The 19509-nt window shown below is 72.5% G+C and carries 19 protein-coding genes and 1 riboswitch; of the genes, 8 read left to right on the forward strand and 11 right to left on the reverse strand.

The window, feature by feature from the left end; translation table 11 throughout:
• The first annotated feature begins 132 nt into the window (after positions 1-132).
• A complete protein-coding gene (locus ABZU74_RS12110) occupies positions 133-3453 on the forward strand; it encodes a BTAD domain-containing putative transcriptional regulator (RefSeq protein WP_355421753.1) in 3321 nt (1106 codons plus the stop codon).
• Positions 3454-3566: 113 nt separating this feature from the next.
• A complete protein-coding gene (locus ABZU74_RS12115) occupies positions 3567-5141 on the forward strand; it encodes a Na+/H+ antiporter (protein ID WP_355421755.1) in 1575 nt (524 codons plus the stop codon).
• 20 nt (positions 5142-5161) lie between these two features.
• On the opposite strand, the gene ABZU74_RS12120 is transcribed toward ABZU74_RS12115, so the two are convergent.
• The 5 genes from ABZU74_RS12120 to ABZU74_RS12140 all read right to left on the reverse strand — a co-directional run bounded on the left by ABZU74_RS12120 (position 5162) and on the right by ABZU74_RS12140 (position 10053).
• Positions 5162-5905 carry an amino acid ABC transporter ATP-binding protein gene (locus ABZU74_RS12120; protein ID WP_355421758.1) on the reverse strand — a complete coding sequence of 248 codons (744 nt, stop codon included), beginning with the start codon at positions 5903-5905 and terminating at the stop codon, positions 5162-5164.
• Positions 5902-6675, reverse strand: a complete 774-nt coding sequence (locus ABZU74_RS12125) for an amino acid ABC transporter permease (RefSeq protein WP_355421761.1) — start codon at positions 6673-6675, stop codon at positions 5902-5904. Before ABZU74_RS12125 ends, ABZU74_RS12120 begins: the two co-directional genes overlap by 4 nt.
• 39 nt (positions 6676-6714) lie before the next feature.
• Positions 6715-7623 (reverse strand): ABC transporter substrate-binding protein, encoded by a 909-nt coding sequence (locus tag ABZU74_RS12130; RefSeq protein ID WP_355421764.1) that lies wholly within the window; start codon positions 7621-7623, stop codon positions 6715-6717.
• 100 nt (positions 7624-7723) lie between these two features.
• On the reverse strand, positions 7724-7864 hold the full coding sequence (locus ABZU74_RS12135) for a hypothetical protein (RefSeq protein ID WP_355421767.1): 141 nt from the start codon (positions 7862-7864) through the stop codon (positions 7724-7726).
• Positions 7865-7896: 32 nt separating this feature from the next.
• A riboswitch (SAM riboswitch) is annotated at positions 7897-8008 on the reverse strand.
• A gap of 86 nt (positions 8009-8094) precedes the next feature.
• Positions 8095-10053 (reverse strand): amino acid transporter, encoded by a 1959-nt coding sequence (locus ABZU74_RS12140; RefSeq protein ID WP_355421769.1) that lies wholly within the window; start codon positions 10051-10053, stop codon positions 8095-8097.
• Between the two features lie 155 nt (positions 10054-10208).
• Here ABZU74_RS12140 and corA point away from each other — a divergent pair, with 155 nt between their 5' ends.
• Positions 10209-11339, forward strand: a complete 1131-nt coding sequence (gene corA, locus ABZU74_RS12145) for a magnesium/cobalt transporter CorA (protein WP_355421770.1) — start codon at positions 10209-10211, stop codon at positions 11337-11339.
• 16 nt (positions 11340-11355) lie between these two features.
• On the opposite strand, the gene ABZU74_RS12150 is transcribed toward corA, so the two are convergent.
• Together ABZU74_RS12150 and ABZU74_RS12155 are read right to left on the reverse strand one after the other, a co-directional pair.
• On the reverse strand, positions 11356-11541 hold the full coding sequence (locus ABZU74_RS12150) for a hypothetical protein (RefSeq protein ID WP_091401337.1): 186 nt from the start codon (positions 11539-11541) through the stop codon (positions 11356-11358).
• Positions 11542-11746: 205 nt separating this feature from the next.
• Positions 11747-12262, reverse strand: a complete 516-nt coding sequence (locus ABZU74_RS12155; protein ID WP_355421773.1) for a 2'-5' RNA ligase family protein — start codon at positions 12260-12262, stop codon at positions 11747-11749.
• 78 nt (positions 12263-12340) lie between these two features.
• Here ABZU74_RS12155 and ABZU74_RS12160 point away from each other — a divergent pair, with 78 nt between their 5' ends.
• The 3 genes from ABZU74_RS12160 to ABZU74_RS12170 all read left to right on the forward strand — a co-directional run bounded on the left by ABZU74_RS12160 (position 12341) and on the right by ABZU74_RS12170 (position 15451).
• Positions 12341-12850, forward strand: a complete 510-nt coding sequence (locus tag ABZU74_RS12160; protein ID WP_355421776.1) for a DUF664 domain-containing protein — start codon at positions 12341-12343, stop codon at positions 12848-12850.
• A gap of 139 nt (positions 12851-12989) precedes the next feature.
• Positions 12990-13397: an SCP2 sterol-binding domain-containing protein gene (locus ABZU74_RS12165; protein WP_355421779.1), complete on the forward strand. Its 408-nt coding sequence runs from the start codon at positions 12990-12992 to the stop codon at positions 13395-13397.
• The gene (locus ABZU74_RS12170; protein WP_355421781.1) at positions 13394-15451 is read left to right on the forward strand and encodes a glycogen debranching N-terminal domain-containing protein; all 2058 of its coding nucleotides are present in this window, start codon (positions 13394-13396) and stop codon (positions 15449-15451) included. The genes ABZU74_RS12165 and ABZU74_RS12170 overlap by 4 nt, the downstream gene beginning before the upstream one ends.
• Before the next feature lie 38 nt (positions 15452-15489).
• Here ABZU74_RS12170 and ABZU74_RS12175 read toward each other — a convergent pair whose 3' ends face one another.
• Entirely contained in the window at positions 15490-15993 is a 504-nt protein-coding gene (locus ABZU74_RS12175) for a DinB family protein (RefSeq protein ID WP_355421784.1), read from the reverse strand.
• A 108-nt stretch (positions 15994-16101) separates the two neighbouring features.
• On the opposite strand from ABZU74_RS12175, the gene ABZU74_RS12180 reads away from it, so the two are divergent.
• A complete protein-coding gene (locus ABZU74_RS12180; protein WP_355421786.1) occupies positions 16102-17007 on the forward strand; it encodes a DUF72 domain-containing protein in 906 nt (301 codons plus the stop codon).
• A 36-nt stretch (positions 17008-17043) separates the two neighbouring features.
• Here the strand turns inward: ABZU74_RS12180 and ABZU74_RS12185 are convergent, their stop codons facing one another.
• Positions 17044-17415, reverse strand: coding sequence for a hypothetical protein (locus tag ABZU74_RS12185; RefSeq protein ID WP_355421789.1), 372 nt, complete (start codon positions 17413-17415; stop codon positions 17044-17046).
• 199 nt (positions 17416-17614) lie between these two features.
• Entirely contained in the window at positions 17615-18244 is a 630-nt protein-coding gene (locus ABZU74_RS12190) for a hypothetical protein (RefSeq protein WP_355421792.1), read from the reverse strand.
• Positions 18245-18441: 197 nt separating this feature from the next.
• On the opposite strand from ABZU74_RS12190, the gene ABZU74_RS12195 reads away from it, so the two are divergent.
• Positions 18442-18612, forward strand: a complete 171-nt coding sequence (locus tag ABZU74_RS12195; RefSeq protein ID WP_158629581.1) for a hypothetical protein — start codon at positions 18442-18444, stop codon at positions 18610-18612.
• 33 nt (positions 18613-18645) lie between these two features.
• Here the strand turns inward: ABZU74_RS12195 and ABZU74_RS12200 are convergent, their stop codons facing one another.
• Positions 18646-19509 (reverse strand): alpha/beta fold hydrolase, encoded by an 864-nt coding sequence (locus ABZU74_RS12200; protein WP_355421796.1) that lies wholly within the window; start codon positions 19507-19509, stop codon positions 18646-18648.

Genomic DNA, 19509 nt, shown 5'->3' on the forward strand with positions numbered 1-19509 from the left:
CTTCCTGGGGAGGAGTGCCGGCGAGGGGCGGTGGCCCGCCGCCGTCGTACCTCATTGAGACTGCCCGGCGGTGATCAGCAGCGGGTCAGTATCGGATCAGTGCCGGCCGGGTCACCCGCCTACTGTGGTGCCATGACCAGGCAGCTGACGGCGCCCGTCGCGGTGACCTTCGGCGTACTCGGGCCGGTGACCGCCGCGACCGAGCGTGGCCCGGTCCCGCTGCGGGGACACCGGCAGCGCCTGGTGCTGGGCCGGCTGTTGATCGCCCACGGTCGGGTGGTGCCGGTGGATCGTCTCGTCGACGACCTGTGGGAGGTCGCACCGGACGGCGCGGTGGGAGCGATCCGAACCTTCGTCGCCGACCTGCGCCGGGCTCTGGAGCCCGATCGACCACCCCGGCAGCCGCCCCGGCTCCTGGTCACCGAGCCGCCCGGGTACGTGTTGAAGGCCGCCCCGGAGGCGGTGGACGCGGGACAGTTCGAGGTGGCCGTCGGGGAGGCGGCCCGGCTGCTGGCGGCGGGACGTCCCGCGCCGGCCCTGGCCGCGCTGGACGCGGCACTCGGGCTCTGGCGCGGGCCCGCGTACGCCGACTGCGCCAACGAGTCGTGGGCGGTCGCGGAGATCAACCGGCTGGACGAGCTGCGGATGCTCGCTGTCGAGCGGCGGGCCGAGGCGCTCCTGGCGCTGGGTCGACCGGACGAGGCCGCCGCGGAGCTACCGGCACACCTGGCCAGCTACCCGCTGCGGGAGGACGCCTGGCGACTGCTCGCGGTGGCCCGGTACCGCGCCGGCCGGCAGGGTGACGCGCTGGCCGCGCTGCGGGAGGCCCGCCACGTCCTGGTGACCGAGCTGGGCGTGGACCCGGGGCCCGAGCTGCGACAACTGGAAGCAGACATCCTGGCCCAGGCTGCGCACCTCACCCCGCCCCTCGAGCCGGCCGCCACGACTCCCGGCCTGGGGGAACCCGGTCGGCACGTCGAGGCGGGGCAGCGCCCGTTCGTCGGCCGCGACGCGGAGCTGGAGCGGCTGTGGCGCGCCGCCGACGTCGCGTCCCGACGCCGCCAGCCCATGCTCGCCCTGCTCAGCGGCGACCCGGGCGCCGGCAAGACGGCACTGGCCGAGGCTCTGACCCGGCGACTCGCCGCCGACGGCTGGGCCACCGCGTGGGGACGCAGCCCGGAGTACGAGGGCGCCCCGCCAGCCTGGCCGTGGACCCAGATCACCGACGCGCTCGCCGGGCCCCCCGCCCCGGTCGCCGCCGACCCGGTCGACGGCTCGGCCGACCCCGCCACGGTTCGGTTCCGCCGGCACCGTGCGGTGGCGTCGCTGCTCTCGGCGGTCGCCGACCGGGCGCCGGTCCTGCTGGTCCTCGACGACCTGCACCGCGCCGACGGTGACACCCTCGACCTGTTGACCGCACTGCTCACCGGCCCGCAGCCGGCCAGCGGCCCGGTGCTGATCCTCGGCACCTACCGGGCCACGGAGATCAGCCCGGAGCTGACCGCCACCCTGGGCCGCGCCGCCGGGCTGGAACCGGTCCGGGAGTACCTTGCCGGCCTGCCCGCCTCGGCGACCGGTGAGCTGGCCGGCGCCGTCGTCGGGACGGACCTGGACCCGGCCACCGCCCGGTCGATCCATCAGCGCAGCGGCGGCAACCCGTTCTTCGTCCGCGAACTGGCCCAGCTCTACGCGGCTGTGGGGGAGGCGGGGCTGGCCGCCGTGCCGCCCGGGGTACGCGACGTGATCCGGCACCGGTTGGCGCAGCTGCCCGCCCCCACCCGTACCGTGCTGCGGCAGGCGGCAGTGCTCGGCCGGGACCTCGCCCCGGACGTGCTGGGCGCGTTGACCGGTGACCCGACGGCAGCGCTGGACGCTGTGGACCGCGCCCTGACGGCCGGGTTCCTCACCGAGCGGGAGTCCGACGGGCGGCTGCGCTTCACCCACATCCTGGTCCGCGACACGCTCTACGCCGACCTGTCCGCGCCGCGCCGCTCCGCCTGGCACGCGGCCGTCGCCGAGGTGCTGCGACGGCGGGAACCCGTCGAGCCGGCTGCCCTCGCATACCACCTGCTGCACGCCGGTGGGCCGGTCGCCGCCGCCGAGGCCTCGACGTACGCCCGGGTGGCGGCCGAGCGGGCCGAACGGGGCGGCAACCCGCACGAGGCGGCCCGGCTGTGGGGTCAGGCGATCGACGCGTACGACCGCGCTGGCGGGGTCGAGCCGCACGGGCGGGTGACCGCGCTGCTCGGCCTCGGGCGGGCGCTGGCCGTGACCGGCCGGCTGGCCGAGGCGCGGCGACGGCGCGCCGAGGCGATCACCGCCGCCGAGTCCACCGGCGATCCCCTGCTGATCCAGGATGCGCTGGCCGGTTTCGACGTTCCGGCCAGTTGGACGCGCAACGACGACGACGTGCTCTCCGGGCACATCGTCCGAGCCGCCGAACACGCCCTGACCGCGCTCGGCCCGACTCGTACGGCCCAGCGCAGCCGGCTGCTGAGCACCCTCGCGTTGGAGCTGCGTGGCACCAGCACCGATCGTGGCCGCCGCGCCGCCGACGAGGCCGAGACGATCGCCCGCGGCATCGACGATCCCGGGCTGCTGGCCTTCGCGCTCAACGCCCGCTTCATGCACGCCTTCCACCGCGTCGGTCTGGCCGACGCGCGGGCCCGCATCGGCGCCGAACTGGTCGACCTGGCAGCCCGGCACCACCTGGTGACCTTCGAGGTGCTCGGCCATCTCGTCCTGGTCCAGGCCAGCTGCGCGCTGGCCGACCGGCCCGGCGCCGACGCGCACGCGCGCGCCGCCGACCGCCTCGCCGAGCGGTACGAGCTGCCGTTGGTCGACGTCTTCACCCGGTGGTACGCCGCGCTGCGTCTGGCACTCGACGGCGACTCGGACGCGGCGGCACGGGCGTACCGTTCGGCTGCCGACCTCGTGAGCGCCGACGGCATGCCGGGGCTGACCCAGGGGCTGCTCCCACTGGCCCTGCTCGGCCTGCGGCTGGCCGACACCGTCGACGCCGACCTGTCGACCACCGAACCCGGCGCTGCCGACCGGCTGATCACCGGGCTCGGCGCGGACGACTGGGCGGAGCTGGACTGGGGTCCGTACGAACCGTGGGTCCGACCGTTGCTGCTGCTCGCCGCCGACGACCGGGAGGCTGCCACGGCCGCGCTGCGGGCGCTTCCCGAGGGGCCGCACGATCTGTTGCGTGAGGTACGGCTCTGCCTCGTCGGTCGGGCGGCGCGCGCCCTCGACGACCGGGCCACGATGACCCGGGTCCACGCCGAGCTGCTGCCGGCCGCCGACGAGCTGGCCGCCGGCAGCGGGGTGCTCACCGTCGGTCCGGTGGCCGGGCACCTCGCCGACCTGGCCGCCGCGCTGGGCCGGCACGAGGAGGCGGCCGAACACCGTCGTACGGCCCGTGCGGTGACCGCCCGCGCCACCGCCTGACCCCTCGCCCACGGCCACGGTGACTTGCCGGTTTCCGCTGGAACCCACTGGCCGGTGCGGTCAGATGGAACCACCGGCGCGTCCACCGTCGGCCATGGTCGGAGGGGGTACGCGTGGAGGCGCTCGTCCTGATCGTGGTGCTCGGCGTCACCGTCCTCGTCGGCACCACCCTTGGCGGTCGGTACCGGGTGGCCCCGCCGGTCCTGCTCATCGCGTTGGGCGTGCTGCTCGGGTTCACGCCGCCGCTGTCCGAGGTCACCCTGGAACCGGATCTGGTCCTGCTGATCTTCCTGCCGGCGATCCTGTACCGGGAGAGTCTCACCATCAGCCTGCGGGAGATCCGGGCCAACCTGCCGGTGATCGGGCTGCTCGCCGTGGTGCTGGTGGTGCTCACCATGGTCACGGTGTCGTTCGCCGCGCAGGCGTTCGGGGTGAACCCCGCCGCCGCCTGGGTGCTCGGCGCTGTCCTCGCGCCGACCGACGCTGCCGCAGTCACCGGCCTGGCCAAGCGGCTGCCCCGGAAGCTGCTCACCACCCTGCACGCGGAGAGCTTGATCAACGACGGCACCGCGCTTGTGGTCTTCGCGGTGGCCGTGGGTCTGCTCAGTCAGAGCGCCGAGCCGGGCGTGCTCGGCGTCAGCGAGGAGTTCGTCGGCGCCAGCGCCGGCGGTGTGATCGCCGGTCTGCTGGTGGGGACCGCCGTGGTGCTGGTCCGCAAGCGGCTGGACGATCCGCTGCGCGAGGGCGCGCTCAGTGTGCTGACGCCGTTCGGCGCCTTCCTGCTCGCCGACTCGGTGCACGCCAGTGGTGTGTTGGCGGTGGTGGTCGCCGGCCTGGTGCTGGCCTACGCCGGCCCACGGGTGATCCGCGCCCGGTCCCGGGTGCTGGCGTTCGCGTTCTGGGACCTGTCCACCTTCCTGATCAACGGCGGATTGTTCGTTCTGCTCGGCACGCAGATTCCCCGCGCGGTCCGGGGCATCACCAGCACTTCGGCGGGGCGGGCTCTGCTGATCGTGGTGGTGGTGACAGTGGTCGTGATCGGCACCCGGCTGATCTTCGTCTATCTGACCGCGCAGGCCGCGAGGCTGCGGCGGCGCCGCATCATGGATCCGAGCCAGGGGCCGTCGACCTGGCGGGTGGGGACCGTCGCGGGCTGGTCCGGTTTCCGGGGCGCGGTGTCGCTGGCCGCCGCCCTGGCCGTCCCGACGGTGACGGTCGGCGGTCGACCGGTTGTCGAACGCGATCTGATCATCTTCGTCACCGCACTGGTGATCGTGCTGATCATGCTCCTGCAGGGCACCACTCTGCCGTTGGTCGTGCGCTGGGCCGGGCTGCGCGGCGACCCGGAACGCGTGGACGAGGCCCAGCACGCCCGGCGGCGGGCCGCCGAGGTGGGCCTGGCGGCCCTCCCGCAGGTCGCCGCGGAGGTCGGTGCCCAGGATGACTCGGTGCGTCGGCTGGAGGCCGAGTACCGGCGGCATCTGGAGGACCTCGACGAGAGCTGTGGGAACACCGCCGAGGAGCGCCGGCTGGAACGCCGACTGCGCCTCGGTGTCCTCGCCCACAAGAGGCGGGAGGTCACCCGGTTGCGCGACAGCCGGGAGATCGACGACCTGGTGCTGCAGGAACTCCAGGCCGCGCTGGACAACGAGGAGATCCGGCTGCTGGGGCGCGGGCCCAACGAGTGACTGCGGCCGAACGGTGCGGCTCAGAGCACCTGGTCGAGGAACCGGCGCAGCCGCGGATGCTCGGCCCGCTCGAAGATGGACTCCGGCGGGCCGGCCTCCAGCACCACACCTCGGTCCATGAAGGCCACGATGTCGGCGACCTGCCGGGCGAAGCCCATCTCGTGGGTCACCACCACCATGGTCATCCCGGCGGCGGACAGGTCGGCCATCACCCCCAGGACGCCCTTGACCAACTCCGGGTCGAGCGCCGAGGTCGCCTCGTCGAAGAGCATCACCTCGGGCCGCAGCGCCAGCGCACGGGCGATCGCCACCCGCTGCTGCTGACCACCGGAAAGCTGCGCCGGTCGGGAATTCGCCTTGCCGGCCAGCCCCACCAGCTCCAACTGCGCCCGGGCCACGGTCTCCGCCTCGTCCGCGCCGAGCTTGCGCAGCCGGCGCAGCGCCAGCGTGACGTTGCGCAGCACGCTCATGTGCGGGAAGAGGTTGAACTGCTGGAACACCATGCCCACCCGCTGCCGCAGCGCGTCCGGGTCGTCGTCCCGCACGCTGCGCCCGTCCAGCAGCACGTCGCCCCGGTCCGGTTCGATCAGCCGGTTGATGGTGCGCAGCAACGTGGACTTGCCCGACCCGGACGGGCCGATGACGCAGGCCGTCGCCCCGCGCGGCACCGAGAGGTCGACGCCGCGCAACACCCGGTTCGGTCCGAAGGCGAGGTGCACGTCGCGTACGTCGAGGCTGACCGAGGTCGTCGTGGTGCTGGTCATCGCCGATCTCCTTCCGGGGCGGCGTACGACGCGGTGTCGTCGTCCTCTTCGGTCGACACGGTGGCCGGCCGACCGTTGCGCAGCCGCCGGTCGATCCCGTTGACGACGTGCGTCAGCGGGACGGTCAACGCCAGGTAGCAGAGCCCCGCCAGCAGCAGCGCCGACTCGTTGCCGGTGGTGGCCGCGTAGTCCTGCCCGATCCGGAACAGCTCCCGCTGGCTGGCCACCAGGCCGAGGAAGTAGACCAGGCTGGAGTCCTTGATGAGCGCGATGAGCTGGTTCACCCAGGCCGGCAGCACCCGCCGGATGCCCTGCGGGACGATCACCAGCCGCATCGCGTCGGCCCAGGAGAAGCCGAGCGCCCGAGCGCCCTCCAACTGGGCGGCCTCCACCGACTGGATGCCCGAGCGGAAGATCTCCCCGATGTACGCGGCGGCGATGAGCGACAGCGCCAGGATGCCCAACGGGTACGGATCCGGCCCCCAGACCTGCATGCCCAGCGGAGCCAGTCCGACGCCGATCAGCAGGATCGTCGCCGCGGCCGGCAGCCCCCGGAACACGTCGGTGTAGACCCGCGCCGGCCAGCGCAACCAGCGGCTGCGCGAGATCCCGGCGACGGCCAGCAGCAGACCCAGCACCGAGCCGAGCAGGGCGGCGGAGACCGCCAGGATCAGCGTGTTGGGCAACCCGACGGTCAGCATCTCGGGCAGCGCCTCGCGCATCGCGTCCCAGTCGAAGAAGGTCTCCCACAGGGTGCTCAACGGATCCATCGGTCGCTCCTCCTACCGCCCTGCTCGCTCGTCACCGGCTCAGGACGCGGCCGACGTGGACGCCGACGGCCCCGTCGGCGTAGCCGGCCCTGCCGGCGTGGCCGACGCGGACGGGGCCCGCACCGTGCCGCTGCCCGGCGTGAAGTCCGCCGGGATCGGCCGACCCGGGTAGTACTGCGCCTGCAACCGGCTCCAGGTGCCATCGGCGATGACCTCGTCGAGGCCCTTGTTCAGCGCCTCGCGCAGCTTGTCGCTGCCCTTTGCCACGGCGTACGCGGTCGGTGCCGGGCTGAGCTGCTTGGCCGCCACGGTGATCTTGCCGTTGCTGTCGGTGGCCGACTTCTCACCGATCTCCGCCGGGGCGATCCACGCGTCGGCGGTGCCCGCCTTGAGCTGGTTGATCGCGCCGTTGTAGTCCGGCACCCGCACCGGGTTGAGCTGCTTGCCGGTGGCGTAGTCGTCCTGGACGGTGCCCTGCACCACCACGACGCGCTTGCCGGCGAGCTGGTCGAAGCTGGTGATCGGCGAGCCGGCCGGAACGTCCAGGCCGAAGTAGCCGAAGTCGTAGCCGTTGCCGAAGTCGACTGTCTTCTTCCGGGCCTCGGTGATGGTGATCGAGGAGCTGCCGACGTCGAACTTGTGGTTGTTTACCTGGCTGAGCAGCGCCGAGAAGTCGGTGCCGACGAACTCGACAGTGAGGCCGAGCTTGCCGGCCACGGCGGCCAGCAGGTCGTTGTCGAAGCCGGTGAACGTGCCGTCCTTGAGGTACACGTTCGGCGGCGCGTCGGTCAGCGTGCCGGCGCGCAGCACGCCCGGCTGGGCCAGGCCGTACGGGTTGGTGGTGGCGTCGGACGAGCTGTCGTCGCCGCAGGCGGTGAGGGCGGCGGCGGCGAGGATCGTGGCCGCGCCCAGGGCGGCGGCGCGGGTCAGGGCAGGAAGAAATCGCACGGGTGTCTCCGAAGGGTGGTGTCTCGGCGCGCACGGGCGTGCGCCACCGACGGCGCGCCCGATGGGCGTACCGGTGGGAAGGAGTTCGGGAAGGGTTGTGCTAGAGCGCGATGCCGCGACGACAGGCGGCGCTGCACATTCGCATCATGTCCACGTGCCGTCGCCGGGTCAGCGCGGGCGAGGGTCGACCGGTGCGGAAGTCCGCGACGTCGGTCGGTGGGGCGGTGCTGAGGATGCGCATGGTTCTCCCGGGTCTGTGCTGACCTGGGTGCCAGGCCACGCTTGCACCGACGTCGTGCCGATGCCTGGTCTTCACCCGGGGCACCCCACCGCGGAGGAGGGTTGCCGGCCAGCGAGCCGGGGCTTCGCGCTGGCACTCATGACCTGCGCCGAGGCTAGCAGCACCAACGGGTCACCCGTCCAGTCGTTATGACCACGCTCACCGTGCGCGACGGCTTGCCGGTTCCCAGGTCAGCCGGCGTGCACGTGCGGTCGACGGTGCGGGTCGGGCTCCTGCCGGCGCAGGATCTCCCGGGTCACCGAGGCGATCGCGCCCTGTCCGAACGCCAGGTAGCGCAGGAAGTTGCGAACCGGGCCGCCCTCGGACCACTCGAAGTAGATGTGCGGGCGCCGACGGCTGCGGTCGCGGATCTCCAGCAGCAGGGCGGCGAGCGCTGTGGGCACCGACGAGCTGGCCAGGCTGAGCACCGGGAAGCGGCCGTCGGCCACACCGCCGCAGACCAGCAGCTCGGTCTCGAAGTCGGACGGGTCGGTGACCTTGACCTCGACGAAGATGACGTCACTGTCGTCGGGGAAGTCGTTGTCCGCCATGGTCTGGGCCAGCTTGGCGCGGTACTCCGCCTCGTCGCGTCGGTCGGGCTCGTGCGCGATCAGGCGGATCCGCCGTCCGGCGCGTTCGTCGATCATCCGGGCTGCGGCGGGGTCCAGCTCGACGTGGTCGACGCGCAGCTCGTAGGCCCGCATCAGCCGGGACAGCACCGACACCAGGATGATCCCGCCGATGAAACAGGCCGCGATCTTGACGCCACTCGGGCGCTCCACCACGTTCGCCAGCGTGGTGTAGACGAAGATCACCGCGATGACTCCGAACGCGATGGTGCGACCGCGCTGACGCTGCCGCAGCGCCGCGAGCGTCACCGCCGTCGCGGCCGAGGTGATCAACACCAACACCCCGGTGGCGTACGCGCCGCCCTGCGCGTCCACGCTGGCCTCGAAGACGATCGTGATCAGGAACGCCACCGCGGTGAAGACCAGCACCAGCGGCCGGACGGCTCGCGCCCAGGTCGGCGCCATGCCGTAGCGGGGCAGGTAGCGCGGCACGAGGTTGAGCAGACCAGCCATCGCCGACGCCCCGGCGAACCAGAGGATCCCGATGGTGGACAGGTCGTAGATGGTGCCGAACACCTCGCCGAGGTGGGCGTGCGCCAGGTAGGCCAACGCCCGCCCGTTCGCCGGCCCACCCGGCTGGAAGGCCTCCGGCGGAATGAGCACGGTGGTCGTCACGCTGCTGGTGATCAGGAAGGCGCTCATGATCAGCGCAGCGGTGGTGAGCAGCCGGCGCGCGCCACGGATCCGGCCCAGCGGTCGGGCCTCCGAGTCCTGCGGGTCACCCCGTACGCTCGGCATGACCGCCACCCCGGTCTCGAAGCCGGACAGACCCAACGCCAGCTTCGGAAAGACCAGCAGCGACAGCCCGACCACCAACCACGGATCGCCGTGCCCGGTGGTCAGCATGGTGGTCCAGTCGCCGACCGCGCTCGGATGCGTCACCACCCGCCACAGCGCGTCGGCCACCACCACCGCGTTCAGCGTCAGGTAGATCGCGACCAGGACGACGGCGATCCCGATGGCCTGGGTGAATCCCTTGAGGAACACCGCGCCCAGCAGCGACACGAGCAGCAGCGTGACAAGCACCTCGTGCCCCTGGAGCCCGCTCGGCCAGAACGGGTTCTCGTCGATGTGCGCCGTCGCGTCGGCGGCCGAGAGGGTGATGGTGATGATGAAGTCGGTGGCCGCGAAACCGAGCAGCACCAGCACCAGCAACTTGCCCGGCCAGTAGCCCAGCAGGCGTACCAGCATCGCGATGGAGCCCTCACCGTGCGGGCTCTCCACCGCCACCCGCCGGTAGACCGGCAGTGCGCCCAGCAGGGTCACCAGCACCAGCACCAGGGTCGCCACCGGTGAGAGAGCCCCGGCGGCCAGCGCCGCGATGCCCGGCTGGTAACCCAGTGTGGAGAAGTAGTCGACACCGGTCAGGCACATCACCTTCCACCACGGGTGGTGCCGGTGCTCCGGTGGGCGCCCGTGCGGCCCCGGGTGCTGCACGGCCTGGTCCGAGCCGGCGTCGAGCAACCACCCCCGCAACCGGCCGGTGCGTCTGTCGACCTTCACCGGCGCGTCCCCCGTCATCCCGCCCACGGTCACCGTGAGTATCCGCCCGACGGGCCGTCCCCGTCCGCCGGTGCGCGGAACCCAGCCGACGCCACCGCGGGTTTCAGGGCCCGGGACAGGGGGGAAGCAGCGCCCCGGGCTGGACCGGACGGCACCGGGGGAGGGGACAGGGCATGGTCGGCGGCCGTCGCTTCCGCCCGGGTGGTGGCTTCGGCCGCCAACTCGACGAGTACGAGACGAGGGTCGGTGTGCCGCCGCCCACGGAGTCGCCCGCCGAGTCCCACGGCGGCCTGGTGGACAGCGCTGTCTACCTCCGGGGGCACCGGTTCGCCTCGCCGTCCGGCCTCGCCGAGACGTACCGCTGCCTGCAGGAGCAGGACGACGCGATGGCCTGGATCGGGTTGTACCGGCCCGACATCGAGCAGGTCACCTCACTGGCCCGCGAGTTTCGGCTGCACGACCTGGCGGTCGAGGACGCCATCAACGCCCACCAGCGGCCCAAGCTGGAGCGGTACGGGCACACCCTGTTCGTGGTGCTGCGCGCCGCCCGCTACAACGACCTGCGGGAGGATGTCGAGTTCTCCGAGCTGCACCTGTTCATCGGGCCGGGCTTCGTGGTCACCGTTCGACACGGTGAGGCACCCGACCTGGCCGCGGTGCGGCGGCGGCTGGAGACCGAGGTGCAGATGCTCGCCCGGGGGCCGGAGGCGGTCCTGTACGCGATCCTCGACCAGGTCGTCGACGGGTACGCGCCGGTGGTGGCCGGACTGGAGAACGACATCGACGAGATCGAGACCCAGGTGTTCGGTGGCGACCCGAACGCCAGCCGCCGCATCTACGGCCTCAGCCGCGAGGTCATCCAGTTCCAGCGGGCCGCCCGGCCCCTGCTCAGCGTGCTCGACGCGCTGGCCGACGGCACCGGCACCGCGAGCGCCGACGAGGAGCTGCGTCGTTACCTGCGCGACGTGACCGACCACCTGACCCAGGTGGTGGAGCGGGTGGACGGCTTCCGGCACCTGTTGCAGAACATCCTCACCGTCAACGCCACGCTCGTCTCGCAGCAGCAGAACGAGGAGATGCGCAGCCTCACAGCGGCCAGCTACAGCCAGAACGAGGAGCTGAAGAAGGTGTCCTCCTGGGCGGCGATCCTCTTCGCTCCCACGCTCATCGGCACCGTGTACGGCATGAACTTCGTCCACATGCCGGAGCTGAACTGGCGCTTCGGCTACCTCTTCGCGCTGCTGTTGATGCTGCTGGTCTGCGGCACCCTCTACGTGATCTTCAAGCGGCGGGGCTGGCTCTGAGCCGCCCGGCCGACAGTCACTCGATGCCGCGCAGGATGTGTCGCTCGTCCTCGACGTCGTCGTCGCCGGCACCGATCCGGCCGAGCAGTACGGCGGCCGCCCAGATCGTCAGTGGCGTGGCCGCCCCGGTCATCCCGCCGCCGGTCCGGTCGTCCCGGGTCTGGCTCCGCTCCGTGCGCGGTGGCCTGCGCTGAGCCTGCATGGGCCCTGCCTCTCCTCGTCGAAGCCGCCGTGGCGGTGCGGGGTGACCCCGCGCCACCGGCCGGGCGACCGCCTGCGAGCAGCCCACCACCGGTACGACGGCCACTCGAACCATCCCACGCCCGGCCACATCCGCACCGCTTGTTTTCGGGTTTCCGACTGACGCCCGCCAAACCGGACATTACGCGTCGCCGGTCGAGGGCCGGTCAAGGCAGCGGGTGGGCGATGCCGCGCGCGTGGTCGGTGAGCGCCGCGCCGACCACCGTCGCGGCCAGCGGCAACACCTCCAGACAGCGGCGTACGGCGGCGGCCATGAGCGTGTTCGGCACCCGCATGGAGAGCGTGCAGTGCGGCACCCACCGCCCCGGCTGGTAGTGCTCGGCGAGGGGGATGCCGGCGGCGGCGAGCCGGTCGTGCACCAGCCGATGGTGCGCCAGCAACTCCGGGGTGGGCGCCGGGCCGAGCCAGAGCACCCGACCGACGAACTGGCCGGCGTGCTGGAAGTCGAGCCGCAGCGGGGCGGCCACCACCGTCCCCTGTAGCGCCTCGGCGACCTGCTCCGGGTCGAACCGGGGCGCCACCAGGAGCGAGACGTGTGGACGGTGGCGCTGTTCCAGCAGCGAGCGCATGCTCTGCACGCCCTCGGCCTCCAGCGCGTCCCAGAGCACCCGGATCCTGCGGGTCGCGTCCGGGTCCAGGTACAACTCCACCGCGGCGACCATTTGATCACCGTAGCGGCCGAGGTTTGCGCACCCGGATCCGGCGGTACCTGGTCGGAAACCGACAAGGAAGGCGTACCCGTGGATGTGAGTGACCTGCTGACCGAGGCGTACGACCGGCTGCCCGATCTCGTCCGCGCGGCCGTCGACGGCCTCAGCCCTGAGCAACTGCGCCACCAGCCCGGTCCGGGCGCCAACACGGTCGGCTGGCTGGTCTGGCACCTCACCCGGGTGCAGGACCACCACGTCGCCGGCCTGCTCGACGCCGACCAGATCTGGGTGAGCGGCGACTGGGCGGGCCGGTTCGGGCTCGCCGCCGACCCGGACGACACCGGCTACGGGCACTCACCCGCTCAGGTCGCGGCGGTGCGGCCGGAGAGCGCGCAGGCGCTGATCGACTACTACGAGGCGGTCGCTGCGCGTTCCGGAAGCTTCCTGGCCGGCCTGGGCCCTGCGGACCTGGACCGCGTGGTCGACGAGGCGTGGGACCCGCCGGTCACCCTCGGCGTCCGGTTGGTGAGCGTCGTCGAGGACGACCTGCAACACGTGGGCCAGGCCGCCTACGTGCGCGGCCTGATCGGGGCAGGCTGACCGCCGCCACCGGCCTGCCCACCTCGTCGCCCGGCAAACGGACCGTCGCCAGCGCAGGATCCGGCACCTCACCCCTCTCGGGTGAGCCGGGCTCACCCCGGCGCGGGTGATCCTGCGGGAGGACGGGGGAGGGGACTCGATGGGCGCGACGGCGGAGCAGTACCTGCGACAGTTGGACACCGGTCGGCGGCCCGACCTGCCGGAGACCACCGCGGGGACGCTGCGGCTCGATTTCTGCGACGACGGCAGCACCGACCACTGGTACCTGACCGTCGCCGACCAACACGTCCGGGTGACCCGCTCGGCCGACGACGCCGAACTGGTGGTGCGGGCCGACCGGGGGGTCTTCGACCGGATCGCCCGCGGCGAGCTGCACCCGGGCGCGGGCCTGCTGCGCAACGAGTTGACAGTGCAGGGCAACATGCAACTGCTGATGCTGCTGCGGCGGATCTTCGCCGGGCCGGACGGCGCCCGCCATCCGCATGACCTGGGCCGGGCCGCGCTTGTCGGTCGGGGTGCGACGACCGCTCGGGATGAGCGGTCGTGAAGCAGGAACTGGTGCACGTCATCGCGGGCAACGTGTTCGCCATCAGCGACGCCCAGGGCGACATCGAGGCCGAACCGCAGGTCCCGGCCGGACTCTTCGCGTACGACACCCGGTTCCTGTCCCACTGGGTGCTCAGGATCGACGGTGAACGGATCAACGCGCTCTCCCGCGACGACCTCACCTACTTCGAGACCCGGTTCTTCCTGGTCCCCGGCGCGGCGAGCCACTACGTCGACGCCGACGTGTCGATCATCAGGCACCGCTCGGTGCACGACTGTTTCCACGAGAACATCACAGTGCTCAACCACTCGTCGCAGCCCGCCGAATACACCGTCCGGGTGGAGATGGCCAACGACTTCACCGACATCGTCGAGGTCGGGCGGCTCCGGCAGCGGGCTGTCGAGGTCACCGCCGACTCGGCGCGCCACCGCCTCGTGCTGCGCTATCAGCGGGACCGGTTCATCCGTGAGACCACAGTGAGCAGCACCGTCCCCGCCGAGGTGGACGAGAAGGGGATGACGTTCCGGGTCCGCATCGCTCCCGATGGGAAGTGGGAGACCGACCTGCACGTCAGCATGACGATGGGCGGCGAGGAGGGTCGGGACCTCCGGGCCGACCTGGAGCCGCACCAGCAGACCGTGCGGACGGGAATGCGCGAGGACCTGGCGCAGTGGCTGGACCGGGCGCCGCAGCTGGTGGCCGAACGTCGCGGCCTGGAGGAGCTCTACCAGGGCAGCCTCGCCGACCTGGCCGCCCTGCGGTACCAGCCGTTGTCGTACCGCGGTCGGGTGCCGATCGGTGGGCTGCCGTGGGCGATGGGGCTGTGCGGGCGGGACGCCCTCATCACCTGCCTCCAGACGATCGCGTTCACCCCCGAACTGGCCCCGGCGACGCTGCGGATGCTGGCGCTCATGCAGGGCGGCCAGCTCGACGACGCGCTGGACGAGGAGCCCGGCAAGATCCTGGCCCACCTCCGTTACGGCGAGGCGGGGGCGTTCCGGGACCGGTTGAGCGGGTTGTACTACGGGGCGGCCGACACCACCCCGCTCTTCGTCGTCCTGCTCGACGAGTACGAGCGCTGGTCCGGTGACGCGGACCTGGTCCGCGAGCTGCGCCAACCGGCCCGGATGGCGCTGGACTGGATCGACGATTACGGCGACCTGACCGGGGACGGCTACCTGCGCTACCAGCGCCGCAACGAGCGCGACGGCACGATCAACCAGTGCTGGAAGGACTCCCCGGACGCCATCGTCGACGCCCACGGTCGACAACCCGCCCTGCCCCGGGCCACCTGCGAGTTGCAGGGCTACGCGTACGACGCGAAGCGGCGTGGCGCCCGGCTGGCCCGGGAGTTCTGGGGCGACCCCGCGTACGCCGAACGGTTGGAACGGGAGGCGGCAGCGCTGAAGGAGCGCTTCAACCGGGACTTCTGGTTGCCGCACCTGGAGTACTACGCGTTGGCGCTCGACCCGTACGGCGAACCGGTCGACGCGCTGACCTCCAACATCGGGCATCTGCTCTGGAGTGGGATCGTCGCGGACGACCGCGCGGAAGCGATCGGCGAGCACCTGGTCGGGCCGCGACTGTTCAGCGGTTGGGGAGTGCGCACGTTTGCCACGGGGCAGCGCACGTACAACCCGGTGGGCGCCCATCTGGGCGCGGTGTGGCCGTCGGACAACTCGCTGATCGTCGCCGGGTTGCGTCGCTACCGCCTCGACGCGCAGGCGGCCCTGATCGCGGCCGGCGTCTTCGACATGGCGCGGACGCTCGGTGGTGAGGTGGCCGAGGTGATCGCCGGCTACGACCGCAGCCTGACGACCTTCCCCGTCCAACTGGCCACGAGTTGCCGCCCGCAGGCATGGTCGTCGGGAGCCCTGCTGATGCTGCTCGGCACCATGCTGGGCCTGCGACCCACCGGCGACAATCTGCTGGTGAACCCGGCGGTGCCGGAGGGGTTCGGTCGGCTGGAACTGCTGGACATCCCGGGCCGTTGGGGTCGCTCCGACGCCTACGCGCGAGACCGGACCACCGAGCGCCGGCGCCGCCTGCGCTGAGCCGCCCCGCCGGTGACCGGCGACGGCGGGCGCCGGCGTCAGCCCATGGTCTTGGCGCCGTCGATGGACTCCCGCAGGATGTCGGCGTGCCCGGCGTGCTGGGACGTCTCGGCGATGAGGTGCAGCAGCACCCGGCGGACCGTCCAGCTCGCCCCCGGCTCGAACCAGGGGGCCTGCGGCAGCGGGTGCGCCGCGTCCAGGTCGAGGGTGGCGACCATTTCGTCGGTCTGGTCGGCCACCTCCCGGAAGCGCGCGACCAGCCCGGCAAGGGTCTCGCCCGGTGTCATCTGGAACTGACCGACCCAGTCGACCTCCTCGCGGCTCATCGCCTCCGCGCCGCCCACGGCGAAGAGCATCCACCGGTGCTCGACGCCGGCCACGTGCTTGATCAGGCCGCCGAGGCAGAGGCCACTGGCCGTGGGGCGGCTGGCGGCCTGCTCGTCGGTGAGCCCGTCGACGGTCTGCAGGAGGAAACCGCGGTGCCGGCGAAGCGCCTGCAGGAGGTCGGTGCGCTCACCGGTGAGCCGCTCAGTGTTGGTCATGCCGCCACCGTAGGGCGAGGCACCGACACTTTCCGGGCACCACGCCAGGCTGCCGGAAAGCGCGCCCAGCGGTTGCCGATCCGGGCCGGTGGCGGTCCACTGAATGACATGGGTGTGATTAAGGTGGGTACGTCGTCCTGGGCGGACCAGTCCCTGCTGCGCTCCGGGTGGTACCCACGCTCGGCCAGCACACCGGCCCGTCGACTGGGCTTCTACGCCAGCCAGTTTCCGTTGGTCGAGGTGGACACGTCCTATTACGCCATCCCGGTGCCGGAGACGACCCAGGGCTGGGTGGACGCCACACCTGACGACTTCACCTTCGACGTCAAGGCGTTCAGCCTGTTCACCGGTCACCCGACACCGGTCGCCGTGCTGCCCCGGGATCTGCGTCCGGCCACCGGCCCGAGCCGGATCCGCCGCCGCGACCTGCCGGAACCGGCGTACGACGAGCTGTGGGCCCGTTTCCGCGCGGCCCTCGACCCGATCGCGGCGGCCGGCAAGCTCGGTGTGGTGATGTTGCAGTTCCCCCCGTGGCTGGTGCGCAGCCCGGCGGCCGAACGCCGGATCGTCGAGCTGGCGCAACGCTTGCGGCCGTGGCGGGTCGGAGTGGAGTTGCGACACGGCTCCTGGTTGGACGATGCCGGCGCGACCGACACTCTCGACCTGCTCCGCGCCCACGACCTGTCAGTGGTCTGCGTCGACATGCCGCAGGGGCACCCGTCGTCGGTGCCGCCGATCCTGACCATGACCGCGGAGCCGGCGATCGTCCGGTTCCACGGCCACAGCGACGCCTGGGGCGGGGGCGACAAGCAGGAGAAGTTCCGGTACGCGTACGCCGAGGACGAGCTCCGGCACTGGGCCGGACTGCTGGCCGAGTTTGCCGATCTCCCCGACGAACTGCACGTGCTGTTCAACAACTGCTGCGCCGGGCAGGCCCAGCGCGACGCCACCCGGCTGGCGCAACTGCTCGCCGAGACGATGGTCGTCGAGCGGGCCGTCCCGGCGACCGGCTGATCGCGGCACCGGCCACCCGGCCGGTTGCCGGTCAGCTCAGGACCGCCGTCCCCGGCTGCGTAGGGCGTCCTGGGTCGACTCGCCGACGTCGGCGTCGTCGGGGAAGCTCCGGCCGCTGGGGGCGGGATCGGGTGGGGCACCCGGTCCGGCCATCGTCGTCCGGGTCGGCTCGACCGACCCGAAGCCGTGTCGTCCCGCCGGGTCCGACCGGCCCGCCGGGGCACCCGCGCGCCGCTCTCCGCGCCGCCCCTCGGGCACCGCGGTCTCCTCGCTGCCCTCGTCCATCGGTGAGTCGTCGTCAGTGCCCCAGGGCGCGTCGGCGTCGAAGCCGTCGCCGGTGCCCCACGGCTTGGTCGCCTCCGGCTCCAGCCGGTCGTTGTCACCGCTGCGTCCCTTGTGCGCCGTCATGGCCACCCCGCTCGTCGGTCCGCCGCCACCGGCGGACGATGTGCCGTCCTCGGGCCGGGACTGCCCGCCCGGGCGCGGCGCACGACAGGTCGCCGGCACGCCGCTGCGCGCGCGGGATCCGTCGTCACGCCGGTGCGCGCGCAGGGCCGGCCAGCGCCCCGCCGTCGAGGTGGCGGCGGGACGCCGGCCGGCCCGACGTTCAGCGTCCGGCCATCGCCATCGGCCGCTTGCCGTTGCTCATTCCCGCCATCTTGATCATGCTCTTCGAGGCGGCCTTCATCCCACCGGTGCGACCGAGCATCCCGCGGAACACCTGGCCGGGCTTCTGCTGCTCACCCATGTACGCGGTGACCACGACAAGGGTTCCGGTCAGCGCCGGAATGGCCCACTGGAGCAGCTTCATCTGCCGCTGCGACGAGGCCACACTGGCCGGGGTCTGGTGGTTCGGCTCGGTGGCGCCGCTCACCGACGGGCCGCCGGCCTTCTCCAGCCGCATGCCGACCAACCGGCTGTAGCCGGTGACCGCCAGCGCGCCGATGGTCAACGCGGTCTTGATGGCGCTGGCCCGGGCGACGCCGGACTGGGCCGCCACCCGTGGGCTCTCGGTGACCAGCTCGCCGACGGCGCCGGCCAGGTGGGCGCCGATCGCGGCCGCGTTGACCGGAGTCCACTTGGACCATCCGGCCGAGGCGACCGGGAGTCGCTGAGTCGAGTCGCTGATTTTCGCCGCCGCGCCGTTGACGCCGAAGGCACCCATGAGGGAGCCGCCAAACCAGGCCGCCAGGCCCAGATCGTGCATCGAGCGCAGTGCGGTGTGCCGTTCGGACATGTGATCCCCTTCCGCCGTGTCGGGCGGTGCGGCTTACCCGCCGGTCGGGCGGTTAACCCCGCCCCAGGCAGGCAGAACCGCACCCTGGTGGGCAGCAGCCGGACATCCGTGGCGTCGGCGGGTCGGCCTGGCCCGAGCAGGAGTCGTTCGCCCGGTGGCGGGTAGATCCCGAGCGACGCCGACGAGAGGGGAACGCGATGTCGCAGCCGGACGAGAGCCGGGAGAAGACCCCCAAAACAGACGCGGTGCTCATGCACCCCGACAATGACCCACACCGGAACACCGCCGAGGTCGCGCCCCGTAAGGAGCATGCCGAGATCCAGGTGGAGCGGGACGGCGAACTGGTGCCGCTGGACCAGGACGAGTGAGCCGACAGTCGCCCACGGACCGATCGGTACGGCTCAGCGGGGCGGCAGGTCGTTGGCGAAACCGGCGATCCGCCGCGCCAGCGGGGCACTCGCGCGGACCCAGGTGAAGTGGTCCAGCGCCGCCCCGGCCTGCGCCACTGTGTACCGCTCCCGGGTCACCGGCGCGCCGGTGAGCTTCGCGCAGAGTTGGTCCATGGTCTCGTGCGGGGTGAACTGGTCGTCGTCCACACTGACGGCCAGCACCGGGGTCCGCACCGCGCGGACGGCAACCTCGGTGTCCGTGCCGTCGAGCCGGGGGAATCGGCCGGTCCGCGCCGTGTACGCCCAGTCGCGGATCACGCCGCGCGCCTGCCGCCCGCCGAAGCCCCAGCCCGGCCAGACCCCGAGCAGCGCCGCAGTGGCGGCGATGCCCTGGGTGTAGGGCAGCACGCCGAGGCCGCGCCGGCCCGGGTAGGTCCGCCAGTACGGGATGCCGACCGCGACCAGCGCCAACCCGTCCACTTCGCCGCTGCCGTGCAGGGCGAGGTGCAGCAGCGCGGCCTGTCCGCCCAGCGAGTGCCCGAGAAGCAGTCGGGGGCGTCCGTCCAGTCGGGGTTTGAGGGCGGCCAGGACGGCGCCCACGTCGTCGGCCAGTTCGGCGTAACCGTGCCGATCCGCCCGACTCGGCGCGGGTGTGCTCGCCCCGGTGCCGCGCAGGTCGGCCACGACCACGGCCAGACCGGCGGCGCGCAAAGCGGCGGCAAAGGGCCGGTAGTACCGGGCCCGGACCCCCATCGCGGGCCAGATCACGACCGTCGGCGCGCCCAGCACCCCGGCCGGCTCCGGATAGACCTGCACACCCAGTCGGCCACCGTCGACCTCGACGAACTCCTGCGCGTACTCCGGTTCCCCGTTCAC

The sequence above is a fragment of the Micromonospora sp. NPDC005171 genome, assembly GCF_040608575.1.
In the GTDB taxonomy this organism is placed as follows: domain Bacteria; phylum Actinomycetota; class Actinomycetes; order Mycobacteriales; family Micromonosporaceae; genus Micromonospora.